The 11,668-nt window shown below is 74.2% G+C and carries 9 protein-coding genes; 5 read left to right on the forward strand and 4 right to left on the reverse strand.

The window, feature by feature from the left end:
* Window positions 1-334: 334 nt before the first annotated feature.
* The 4 genes from ACGFI2_RS08790 to ACGFI2_RS08805 all read left to right on the forward strand — a co-directional run bounded on the left by ACGFI2_RS08790 (window position 335) and on the right by ACGFI2_RS08805 (window position 5,552).
* A complete protein-coding gene (locus ACGFI2_RS08790) occupies window positions 335-4,078 on the forward strand; it encodes a nitrate- and nitrite sensing domain-containing protein (RefSeq protein ID WP_393512855.1) in 3,744 nt (1,247 codons plus the stop codon).
* On the forward strand, window positions 4,075-4,479 hold the full coding sequence (locus ACGFI2_RS08795; protein WP_089011242.1) for a roadblock/LC7 domain-containing protein: 405 nt from the start codon (window positions 4,075-4,077) through the stop codon (window positions 4,477-4,479). The genes ACGFI2_RS08790 and ACGFI2_RS08795 overlap by 4 nt, the downstream gene beginning before the upstream one ends.
* Window positions 4,480-4,579: 100 nt before the next feature.
* Window positions 4,580-4,957: a DUF742 domain-containing protein gene (locus tag ACGFI2_RS08800; RefSeq protein ID WP_091416218.1), complete on the forward strand. Its 378-nt coding sequence runs from the start codon at window positions 4,580-4,582 to the stop codon at window positions 4,955-4,957.
* A 1-nt stretch (window position 4,958) separates the two neighbouring features.
* Window positions 4,959-5,552, forward strand: coding sequence for an ATP/GTP-binding protein (locus ACGFI2_RS08805; RefSeq protein WP_091061022.1), 594 nt, complete (start codon window positions 4,959-4,961; stop codon window positions 5,550-5,552).
* A gap of 117 nt (window positions 5,553-5,669) precedes the next feature.
* On the opposite strand, the gene ACGFI2_RS08810 is transcribed toward ACGFI2_RS08805, so the two are convergent.
* From ACGFI2_RS08810 to ACGFI2_RS08820, 3 genes are all read right to left on the reverse strand, one after another.
* Window positions 5,670-6,890, reverse strand: coding sequence for an ABC transporter substrate-binding protein (locus ACGFI2_RS08810; RefSeq protein WP_393512860.1), 1,221 nt, complete (start codon window positions 6,888-6,890; stop codon window positions 5,670-5,672).
* A 125-nt stretch (window positions 6,891-7,015) separates the two neighbouring features.
* Window positions 7,016-9,457: a transposase gene (locus tag ACGFI2_RS08815; protein ID WP_393512863.1), complete on the reverse strand. Its 2,442-nt coding sequence runs from the start codon at window positions 9,455-9,457 to the stop codon at window positions 7,016-7,018.
* Between the two features lie 40 nt (window positions 9,458-9,497).
* Window positions 9,498-10,490, reverse strand: a complete 993-nt coding sequence (locus ACGFI2_RS08820) for a DNA primase (RefSeq protein WP_393512866.1) — start codon at window positions 10,488-10,490, stop codon at window positions 9,498-9,500.
* 116 nt (window positions 10,491-10,606) lie between these two features.
* On the opposite strand from ACGFI2_RS08820, the gene ACGFI2_RS08825 reads away from it, so the two are divergent.
* Window positions 10,607-10,948 carry a PadR family transcriptional regulator gene (locus tag ACGFI2_RS08825; RefSeq protein ID WP_393512869.1) on the forward strand — a complete coding sequence of 114 codons (342 nt, stop codon included), beginning with the start codon at window positions 10,607-10,609 and terminating at the stop codon, window positions 10,946-10,948.
* A gap of 8 nt (window positions 10,949-10,956) precedes the next feature.
* Here the strand turns inward: ACGFI2_RS08825 and ACGFI2_RS08830 are convergent, their stop codons facing one another.
* Window positions 10,957-11,649 carry a permease prefix domain 1-containing protein gene (locus ACGFI2_RS08830; RefSeq protein ID WP_393512872.1) on the reverse strand — a complete coding sequence of 231 codons (693 nt, stop codon included), beginning with the start codon at window positions 11,647-11,649 and terminating at the stop codon, window positions 10,957-10,959.
* Between the last annotated feature and the right edge of the window lie 19 nt (window positions 11,650-11,668).

The following is an 11,668-nucleotide window of genomic DNA, read 5'->3' on the forward strand; positions in this document are numbered from 1 at the left end:
TCCGGCGTGGACACGTGGGGTCATCGCCGTCCTTGTAGAAGTCGTCCAGGCACAGCACCGGAAGTCCGGTTCGCTGCGCTATGTACGACTTTCCCGAGCCGGATGGCCCGGCGAGGAGGACGACGCGATGCGGGTGTTCCATTACCTTCAGTGACTCCGGCCAGACGGATTGCTATCAAATTGCATCAACATCTCATCACACCTCCGGCGAGGGACAACCTGGGCTTTCTCTTTGCGGAGCGGCGTGATGGAATCTCGGAGGTCCGACCCGCCGGGTCGGTCGCTCGGCGTTGCCCTCAGGTGACGTCGGACGCGGTTTTGCGAGGGCGGTGACGTGAGCAAACGGCCAACGACGGCGGGCTCCTTCCTGTCGCGGCTGCGCCGGCCGGCGAGCCGGCTGCGCGACATGCCGATCTGGTCCAAGCTCGGTCTGATCATGATCGTGCCGACCATTGCCACGGTCGTGGTGGGCACCAGTGGTCTGGTCGACCACCTGGAGACGCTCAACAGCGCCAATCGGGCCGGCGATCTGGCCAGCCTGATCGGCTACTCGGGCGACCTGGCCGACAAGATGCAGGACGAGCGGGCCGGTTCGGTGCTCTTCCTCGGCGCGAGGGAAGTCCAGACCCGGGCGCAGTACCAGGAGGCCTTCAACCGGGCCAACCAGCGGGTGGACCAGGCGAAGGCGCCCTACTCGCGGCAGCGCGGCGAGCTCGACGACCTGCCGCGCAACTTCGAGGTCCGGCTGAACGAGATCGACGACCAGCTCAAGGACCTGCCGGCCACCCGCAGCCAGGTGCTGAACGGCAAGCTCAAGATCGACGACGCGAAGAAGGTGTACGACAGCCTGATCGAAGACCTGCTGTCGATCCGCGACTCGACCACCCAGCTCGCCGGCGACAACGACCTCAGCGACCGGATGCGCGCCGCCGCCGCGGTGGCCCGGCAGAAGGAATACCTGGCCCAGCGTCGGGTGGTCGTGCACCAGGCGCTCACCCAGGGGCAGTACAGTCCGGCGCTGCGCGAGCAGTTCATCGCCAGCGGCACCGCCCAGGCGCAGGCGCTCGCGACCTTCCGGTCCGTCGCCACCCCGGCCGACTCCGAGTTCTTCGACCAGACCGTCGAGGGCCCCGACCTGCGCAAGGCGGAAAACCTCACCGGCTTCATGCGGGGCAACAACAGCGGTTCGATGCGGGGCGCGCCGTTCGGGCCGGACCAGTGGGACCAGGCCATGGTCGGCAACGCCAAGCTGATCCGCACGGTCGAGTCCCGGCTCGACGGCAACGTGGTCCGGCAGGCCGACGAGCTGCGCTCGGACACCCAGCGCCAGGTGTTCCTCGAGACCGGCCTGCTGCTCACCATGCTGCTGCTGGCCATCCTCTTCGCCTACCTGGTCGCCCGCTCGATGGCCCGTTCGCTGCGCGACCTGCGCCAGGGCGCCCTCTCGGTGGCCCAGTACGGCCTGCCGCAGGCGGTGGCCCGGCTGCGCGACCCGCAGGTGACCGGCCAGCTCTCCCCGGTGCAGCTGGCCAACCAGATCGCCGAGCCGCTGCCGGTGCGCAGCAAGGACGAGTTCGGCCAGGTGACCGAGGCGTTCAACGCCGTCCACCTGGAGGCGGTCCGGACCGCGGCCGAGCAGGCCGCGCTGCGGGCGTCCGTCGCGACCATGTTCGTCAACCTGGCCCGCCGCTCGCAGATCCTGGTCGACCGCCTGATCGGTCACCTCGACCGGCTGGAGCGTGGCGAGGAGGACCCGGACCGGCTGGCCGAGCTGTTCCAGCTCGACCACCTGGCCACCCGGATGCGCCGCAACGACGAGAACCTGCTGGTCCTCGCCGGCGCGGACTCCACCCGCGTGCAGCGCGAGCCGGCGGCCCTGATCGACGTGCTCCGGGCCGCCCAGTCCGAGGTCGAGCACTACACCCGGATCGAGTTCGGCGTCATCGACCGGGACATCGAGGTCGCCGCGCACGCGGTCAACGACCTGGTGCACCTCGTCGCCGAGCTGTTCGACAACGCCACCGCGTTCTCCCCGCCGGATTCGCACGTCATGGTGGAGGCCCGCCGGGTCGGCGACCGCGCCTCCCTCTACGTCGAGGACCGCGGCATCGGCATCAGCGCCGACCAGCTCCACGACCTGAACGAGCGACTGGCCACGCCGCCGCAGGTGGACGTGGCGGTTTCCCGGATGATGGGTCTCGTCGTGGTCGCCCGGTTGGCGGCCCGGCACGGCGTCAGGGTCGAGCTGCGGCCCGCCGCCGACCGGGGCACCGTCGCCGACGTCACGCTGCCCACCACGGTCCTGGTGCCGCGTGCCCTCGCCGGACGCGGACAGCCGACGCCGGCGCTCCCGGCCGCCGGCCCGCAGCAGGGCGGCCTCGCGCCGGCCTTCGGCGCCGGTCCCGCGCCGGCCTTCGGCGCCGGCCCGGCCCCGGCCTTCGGTGCCCTGGCCGCGCTCGGCAACGGCCCGCAGACCCCGCCGCCGGCGCCGCACCCCGGCACCTCCGGCAACCAGGTCACGCTCGGCGGCCGGTCCTTCGACCCGGGCCACCGCAACGGCGCCGGCACGCCGGCCAACGCCGGTCGCGCCATGCCGGCCTGGTCCGACCTGACCGGGGCCAACGCGAGCGGCGGCGACGGCTATCCGCCGCGGTCGGCGAACGGTCAGCCGATCGACCCGCTGCCCCAGCGGCGCAACCCGGGCGAAGGCGACCCGGCCGTCAGCGGCCAGCAGCCGGCGATCCCGCGGCAGCTGCCGAGCAGCCCCGAGGCGCGGCCCTACAGCCCGCCGCCGGTGTCCGCCCCGCCGGTCCCGCCGGTGTCGGCGCCGCCGCTGCCGCCGGTCTCCGGCGTCCCGGCCTCGGGCCACCCCTTCGCCGGACATCCGGTGTCGGCCGCCCCGGTCTCCGGCCACCCGGTCTCGGGTGACCCGTACTCGATCGACCCCTACTCGGGCCGTCCGGCTCCGGGTGACGCATACTCCGGCCGTCCGGTGTCCGCCGCGCCGGTCTCGGGCGACGCATACTCCGGCCGTCCGGTGTCGGCGGCGCCGGTCTCCGGCACCCCGCTCCCGGCCCGTCCGGTGTCGGCCACTCCGGTCTCCGGCCCGACGAACGACGGCTACCCGGTCTCCGCGCCGCCGGCTGGCCAGTTGCCGTCGCGTCCGGCGCCCGCGCCGCACGTGGGCGCGCCGCCGGTCTGGCCGCCGGTCACCCCGGCCCCGGCCCCTGCCGCGCCGGAGCGTCCCACCAGCGGCATGGACATGACCACCGAGCTGCCACGGGTCCCGCGTTCGGAGACGCCGTCGGCCGCGCCGCAGCAGCCCGTCGCCCAGCCGCCGGCCACGCCGTCGGCGCCGGCCCCCGCACCGCGGCCGGCGGCGCCGCAGCAGGCCGGCAGCCGCCAGCGGTACGCGGACGAGACGATGGAGCTGCCGATCTTCCGGGAGCTCGAGTCGGCCTGGTTCCGCACCCGCCGGCCGGGGCCGAACGAGGAGGCGGCGGCACCGGCCCAGGCGGCGTCGGCGAACGGCGCCGCGACCCAGCAGTTCGCCAAGGTGGACACCGCCGGTCGGCCCGTGCCGCAGACACCCGCCACGACAGGTAACACACCGATGGCACACACCCCGACGGCCGGCGGAGCACCGCGGGACAGCCGGGCGGCGAACGGGGGTGCCCGTCCCGCGTACGCCGGAGGGTTGCCCACCCGGCAGCCGGCGGCGCCGCCGCAGCCGTCGTCGTCGCCGTGGCAGACCGCGGCCGACGACGGGTGGCGTGCCGCCTCGGCGGCCACCGAGGTCCCGGTCGCGGAGACCACGCAGAAGGGCCTGCCGAAGCGGACGCCGATGGCGCAACTCGTGCCGGGAAGCATCGACAAGCCGTCGCCGGTAGCGCAGCGGCGGACGCCGGAGGCCGTCCGGGGTCTGCTCTCGGCCTACCATCGGGGTGTCCAGCGGGGGCGTAACCACCCGACCGACAGCAACACGACCGGCCCGGAGGGCACTCCGGGCGGGCAGCAGTCCTCGCAGTCTGGCTCAGGCCCGGTGGCCGGGAGCGGGCAGAAGGAGCAACAAGGATGACTACTACGCAGGATCTCGGATGGCTGCTCGCCAACTTCGCCGACCGGGTGCCCGGCGTGGCGCACGCGGTCGCGGTCTCGGCCGACGGCCTGCTTCTGGCCTCGTCCCGTGACCTCCCGCGGGATCGCGCCGACCAGCTCGCGGCCATCTCCTCCGGCCTGGTCAGCCTGACCCAGGGCGCGGCGCGCTGCTTCGAGGGCGGGGCGGTGCTGCAGACAGTCGTCGAGATGGACAACGGTTTCCTGTTCCTGATGTCCATCTCCGACGGCTCGTCGTTCGCGGTACTCGCGGCGCGCAGCTGCGACGTGGGTCAGGTCGGGTACGAGATGGCCCTGCTCGTCGACCGGGTGGGCGACGCCCTGACGCCACAGCCGCGTACGGCTGTGGGGATGATGGGCTGAATGACGCGCTGGCCGGTGGGTCAGGAGCGGGAATGACAACGACAGCGACGGGTGTCACCGGGGCGAGCCGGTGTCGGGTACGAGGGAGGTGAGCGGCTACATGGCGGATCGTGACGAACCGACCGGAGCGTTGGTCCGGCCGTACGCCGTGACCCGTGGTCGTACCCGTCCTCGGCTCGACATCGCCCTGGAGGCGCTCGTCGAGACGACGGTGCGCGGCCGAGCCGTGGCCACTGGCAACGGTGGTCAAGGTCGTGAACACCAGTACATCGCCGCGTTGTGTGACGGACGTGTGCAGTCGCTCGCCGAGATCGCGGCGCGGATGCAGCTTCCGCTCGGCGTGGCCCGGGTGCTCATCGCCGACATGGCGACGGATGGCCTGGTCGCGGTCCACGAGCCGACCATTCTGGACGACTCCGACGACGCGGTGGGCACTGAATTGCTGGAGAGGGTGCTGAGTGGACTTCGCAGGCTCTGACATGTCGCACCGGCCGCCGGTGCCGAGCGGACGCGTGACGTCGGCGAAGATTGTTATCGCCGGTGGTTTCGGCGTCGGCAAGACGACGCTGGTCGGCTCGGTCTCGGAGATCACGCCGCTGACCACGGAGGCGATCATGACCTCCGCCGGCGTGGGCGTCGACGACACCCGGCAGGTGCCGGGCAAGACGACGACCACGGTGGCGATGGACTTCGGTCGTATCTCGATCGACCGTGACCTGATCCTGTACCTCTTCGGTACGCCGGGTCAGACGCGGTTCTGGTTCATGTGGGACGAACTGGTCCGGGGAGCGATCGGCGCGGTGGTGATGGTGGACACCCGCCGGCTCGCCGACTGCTTCGCCGCCATCGACTTCTTCGAGCACCGGCGGCTGCCGTACCTGGTGGCCATCAACTGCTTCGACGGTATGCAGTACCACGATCCGCAGGACGTTCGGGACGCGCTGGCGATCTCCCGCGACGTGCCGGTGGTGCCCTGCGACGCCCGTAACCGGGAGTCGACGAAGCACGTGCTGATCTCGCTGGTCGAGTACGTGCTCACCATGCGGCGCTCGCGGGCCGTCGCGCCCGCCTGACCGACGCGCGGAAGCGCCCGGCGGCCATCGGCCACCGGGCGCTTCGTGCTGTCCGTCGCCGGAGGCGACGTACGCTCACCCGGACCGTCCGGCGGGGACGGTCCCGGGCGGGACCGGTCAGGCGTACCGGGCCCAGCCGCCCTGGGACACCTGGTAGACACCGAGTGAGTCGGCCTCCATGCCCCCGTGCCGGTCCGCGGTGAACGCGTACCCGCCCGCGATGCCCTCGGCCATCTGGGTCTGCAGGAACGCCCGCAGCCGGCCCCGGTCGAGGCTCGTCGCCTTCCGGGCCGCCGCCGCGAGGAGCTGGAGCGCGTCCGCGGCGTACGGGGCGAAGCCGACCGACGTGCCGTGCCGCTGGGTGTAGCGGTAGTCGAAGTCCCGCCGGGCCACCAGCGCCCCGCTGGTGGCGGTCAGCGCGGAACCGCCCAGGCAGGCCGGGTGTACGGCGTACGCGCCCTCGACCGCCTTCGCGTTGGCGCCGCGCAGCGTGTCGTCGGCGACCGCGCCGGCGTCGAAGAAGATCGCGCCACGGTGGCCGGCGCGCCGCAGTTCCCGCGCCGCCGTGCCGGAGTCGGGTGCGGTGCCCCAGACGATGACGCCGTCCGGCTTCCCGGCGGTGGCCCGCTCCGCGGCGGCCCGGAAGCTCTGCCCACCGCCCGGCAGGCGCACCGTGCGCACCAGGTCCACACTGCTGCTGCCCAGCGCGTCCCGGAGCGCCCGTACGCCGGAGTCGCCGTGCGACCCGTCCTCGGCCAGCAGGGCCACCCGTCCGACCCGCTGCGACTCGAGCAGGTCCACCATCCGGCGAGCCACGTCGGTGCCGTCCGGGGTGAGCTTGAAGCTGAACGTGCGGTCGGGAAGCGGCAGCACGATGCGGTCGGAGAAGCCCAGCGCCAGGAACGGCGTCTTGACCCGCTGGGCGGTCGCCGCGATGGCCGTGGCGGTGTCACCGAGGACGCCACCGACCAGGGCGTGCGCCCCGGCGCGGGTCAACTCGGCGGCGTGCCGGGCGGCGACCTCCGGGTCGCTGCCGTTGTCCCGGATCTCCAGCCGGACCGACCGGAGCAGGTTCCCGACCGGGATCCCGGACCGGTTCAGCGACTCCGCCGTGATCTCCAGGGCTCGCTGCTGCACCACGCCGAGCGCCCCGCCCCGGCCGCTCAGTTCCAGGCTGACGCCGACGACCAGATTCTGGTCACCTGGTGCGCTGCTGCTCGCGCCCTCGTCCGGCCGCTGCCCCTGCGGCCCGCAACCCGCGAGCAGCAGGCTGCCGGCCGCGGCCGCGAGGACGCCCCGACGGGTGAGCACGGTGGAGTCGAATGCCGGTGTCGCCAATGGAGTCGCCTTCCCACCACGGCGAACACGCGCCGCCGCTGGTCCGCCGGGTATGTTCCCGGCCGGCCCGACCCGGCGTCAAATTATCCCGGTGTGGGCAGGAACACCCTGCGTGCGGCCTGCGGTCAGGACCGGTAGCCCGCCGAGCGGTATTCGTATTCCCGCTCGTCGTCGCGGTCACCGGTGTCCCGGCTGAAGTCCCAGCCGCCGGCCGCCTCACGGCCCGGTCGACCGCCGACGGCGAAGCCGCCGATCTCCTGACCGCGCCGCCAGCCCCGGAAGTAGCCGGTGGTGTTCTCGGCGAGGCTGGCCGCGTTGCGGACGATCCGCAGTGGACGTTCCTCGCGCAGCGGCGAGCCCGGCACCAGGTTGGCCTGCGGGACCCGCTTGGGCAGGCCGGCCTTGGTCTCCGAGCCGATCGCCGGGCGGGCCGCCTGCTCGGCGGCCTGCCAGCCGGTGTCGGCGGTCGACGACCACTCCAGGTCGGCCTCGTCGCCGTGCCCGACGAACCAGGCGGACTTGGCCTGCGCGAAGATCAGCAGGTCGCCGTCGCCCTCGTCGGAGACCGGCGGGGGTCGGTGTTCCTTCGGCGCGGGACGCCGCTCCAGCGGGGCAGGGCGCCGCTCCAGCGGGGCGGACATCTCCTCGACGCGGGCGGCCGTCCGGGCCGCGTCGCTCCGGTCGACCAGCCGCAGCGGCGGCGTGTCCAGCCCCGGGTCGGTCGGCCGGTCCAGCTCGGAGCGCAGCGCCCGGTCGGCCAGCGGCGGCGGCTCGACCAGCCGCAGCATCGGTGGCTCCTGCGGAAGGTCGTCGGCGAGCCACGGCGGGGTGACCCGCCCCGGGTCGCTCGGCGCGTCCACGCTTCGCCCGTACGGGTAGGCGGGCGCCTCCCGCTCGTGGTCGGCCTGGTCGTCACCGGCGTTGACCAGCGGCCAGTTGGCTCGGGAACCCGGCGGTGCGGGCTCCGGGGCGGACGGGCGCGGGCTCGGCACCGGGATGCTCAGATCGGTGGCGCTGAAGCCGCCGGTCGGCGGCTCCGCCGGGGTGGTCTTCGGGCGCGGCGGGATGACCGTGCGCTGCCGCTCGGCCCGGGCCTTGTTGATCGCCGCGGTGGTCAGGGTCGGGCGGAACGGCTCGCCGGCCTCGGCCGGCGGGACCGCACCACGCTGGGACGGGGCGATCGGGGTGATCCCGGGCGGCGGCGGGGGCGGCGCGGAGACCGGCCGGTTGGTCGGCCCGTCCACCCGCGAGGGCAGGGGGGCGCCGGTCGGCGCGGGACGGTTCGGGGGCGCGGACATCGGTCGGCCCAGCGCCGCGGCCGGGGCGACGGGGGTGACCGGGGCCGGGGCGACCGGCGGCGGCGCGACCGGCGCGGGCGCCACCGGCGGCGGGCCGAGCGGTCGGGGCGTGGTCGGGGCGGCCGGACCGGAGACCGGCTCCGGGCGGCTGCGCCGGCCACCGGGGACCGGCTCGGGGCGGCTGCGCCGGCCTGCCGGCTCGGTGGCGTCGAGTTCCGGCTCGGGTCGGCTGCGACGGCCGGCCGGCTCGACGGCGGGCTCGGGCTGGGCCGGGCGCACCGGACGCAGCCCGGTGGGTGCGGTCAACTCGTCGACCTGATCGCCGCGGCGACCGGCGGCCCGGCGACCGGCGGCCGGCACGGGGGTGGCCCGTTCGGCCAGCGCGCCCACCAGCGCGTCGCAACCGGCGTCGCAGGCCCGGACGGAGGCGACGGCCTGCCGCACCGTCTCGGCGACGGCGGCGGTGAGCACCCGGTTGACGGTGGCGCGCCGAGGCGTCTCGGAGATGGCGACCCGCAGCGCGGTCACCGCCTCGGTGACCGTGGCGGCGTCCGCCAGGCCCTCGGCGGCCAGTTGCGCGGTCACCGCGTCGGTGGCCGCGCCGATGTCACGGCCACGGCCGGCGCCGGTCAGCATGCTCGCTTCGGGCAGCGCGTCGAGCACCGCCAGGGCGACCGGCTCGGCGGGGTCGGGGTAGGCCCGAAGCGCGGCCGGGTAGAGCTCGCGGAGCACCTCGCGCAGCGTGACCGCCGCCGAGTGCCGCCCGCTGGCCAGTGCCGCGTGCGCGGACAGGACCTGCTTGTAACCGGCGAGGTCGCGCGGTGCGGGGAGGCTCACCGCGGAGAGCGCGCCGGCCTGGAGGGCCCGGGCGAGACCGACCGCGCGGCGCTCGGCCGGCGGGGACTGCATCTCCTCCAGGGAGTCGTCGTCGGCGAAGCGCTCGGCGAAGTCGTCGACCGAGTCGTCGTCCGCGATCGCCAGCGGCCGGCCGGCGGCGCTGAGCAGCGAGGTGACGGTGTGGTCGTCGCTGTCCGCGGCGATGGCCGCCCCGCTCGGCCCACCGGACCGCTCCACCAGCAGCGCGACCAGCCGCGCGTAGCCGGCGGGCTCGTCCCCGATCTCACAGACGTGCAGAAGACGGCCTGCGTCGTCGACCACAGCGGACGTCAGCGTCGTTCCGGCCGAAGCCGTTCGGTCGGCCGGATCTGCCGAGGCCAGACCGCAGTACACGCGCACGAGCGCCACGGCGTCGTCCTCCTCCCGGGACACAGGTCTTGTTCTGCCAGAGACTGATGCTCCCCGCTCCGGGTCAGTCGCGCCAGTCCACAACCGCAGAGATCTTGCCGACAATGGTGCGCCAACCCAGACTTGCGGTTTGTGCCCCGATTTTCTTCAACCGGCGGCGACCCAGGAAACCGCCGATCCCACCGTTGACGGAAGCGCGCAACGCCTCGTCCAGATCGTCCAGGCTGGAGCCGGCGGAGAGCATGTCGAGCACCGCCGGTAGCCGCAGGGCGTACGCCAGGTCACGGGCGACCTCGCCAGCCTCGATCAGCAGCGCCGGATCCCACGCGTCGTGCCCGCCGCGCAGGTTCTCCACCACCAGGTCGAGTTCGTAGGTGTCCTCGTCCGACGGGGCGATGTCGGCCGGTTCCAGCCGTTCGGACAGTTCATTCCAACTGTCCAGCTGGGACAGATCGTTTGGCGCACCGGAACGGATGAAAGTGACGAGTGATTCCGGCGTCTTGAACAGCAGCAGCCGGCCCTTGTGGGTGAGGAAGACCGGCACCTCCTCGTCGCCCGCGGCGTCGTCGTCCTCGTCCGACTCGTCGTCGTCGGCCTCGTCGGCGGCGGCTTCCGTCTCGTCGTCGGCGTCGGCCTTCCCGCGGCGGCGCGTCGCGGCGCGCTCCCCGTCCTTCTTCCCGTCCTCGTCGTCCTCCTCGGCGGAGAGGGCGGCGAACTCCTCGTCGAGGATCACCACCTCCTCGTCGTCCTCGGTCTCGACGACCTGGCGCCGGGCCAGGAAGGGGTCGTCCAGGTCGCGCTCGGCGACGTCGGTCGGGGTCAGCTCGCGCGCCGACCGGTAGGCCCGCAGCGTGTAGCCGGTGCCGGCGGGCAGGGCGATCTCCACCGGGTCGATCCGCACCTCGTCCCAGAGCGCGCGGTCCGCCGCCGGGCGGTCGATCTCGACCTCGTCTGCTGCGGCCGGCGTCTCGGTGTCGTCGAGCTCGGGCTCGTCGGCGTCGGGCCGTTGGGGCGACTGGCGGGCCACGCTGACCTCCGGGTGCGTTCGGGTGCCCACCCGGCGGCGTCGCGCCGCCGAGTGACTCTGCGCACATACCCTAGTGTGCGACCGGTTCCGGTTGGGAGCCGCACCCCGGTGGCGTCCCGAAGCTCGGACAAGTAGTCTTTCTACGCATGAGGGCGCAGGCGCTGCACGGACACCTGGACGCGCTGCTGCTGGCCGTGCTGGAACAGGGCTCCTTGCACGGCTACGCGATCATCGAGGCGCTGCGGGCGCGCAGCGGCGGCACGCTGGACCTGCCCACCGGCACCATCTATCCGGCGCTGCGCCGGCTGGAACGGGCCGGCCTGGTCGCCAGCACGTGGAGCACGGTCAACGGCCGGGAACGGCGCACCTATCAACTCACCGACGCCGGTGGCCGGGCGCTGGCCGGGGAACGGGCCGGTTGGCGCGAGTTCAGCGCCACCGTCGGCCGCTTCCTCGGCGCGGACGAGCCGCCCGCGGCCCCGGCCTGACCCGTCCCTCACCGGCGGGCCAACCGGGGGCCGCGCGCGCTGAGCAGCCACCAGCGGGCCGAGCGGGCCAGGGCGAACCAGGCCGCCGACACCACCACCGCCCCGATGATCATCGGCGGCCAGGTCAGCGCGGCGTCCCACAACCGGACCGACCAGCCGAACAACGCGCCGCCGGCGAGCGCGCCGACCAGCAACCCTCCGGTCAGCCCGAAACCGACCACGCGGGCCGACCGGAGGACGCCGGGCGACCCCCGTCGGGCGCCGAGCGCGCCGAGCAGCAGCCCGGCCAGCGCCAACCCGGCGACCACCGCCCAGATGCCGTTCAGCGCGGCGGAGAGCAGCAGGTAGCCCGCCGGCGGGCGCGGGCCGGCGCTCCAGCTCGACCCCTGCCAGGTCAGGTCCCCGGCGGCGATGAGCACCACCGCCACCGCGAGCGTGCGCAGTGCCAACCCGCGCAGCGCCCCGGCGGCCAGCTCGGCCTGGAAACCGGGCGCGAGCTGGGCGACGCTGCCGAACTCGGCCACCGCCCGCCGCTCGGCCTCCGCCCGCGGCAGGCCACCCTCCCGGTACGCCTCGGCGGCGTCCTCCAGCGCGTGCCGCGCCTCGGTCAGCAGGTCGGCCTTGAGCCGGGTCGGCCCGTGCAGCCGCCCGGACAGCTCGCACAGCCGGTCCTCGACCCGTGCCTCCTGATCCACGCGCATGGAACCAGCCTGCCACCGC

Source organism: Micromonospora sp. NPDC049282 (genome assembly GCF_043197045.1).
GTDB lineage: Bacteria > Actinomycetota > Actinomycetes > Mycobacteriales > Micromonosporaceae > Micromonospora.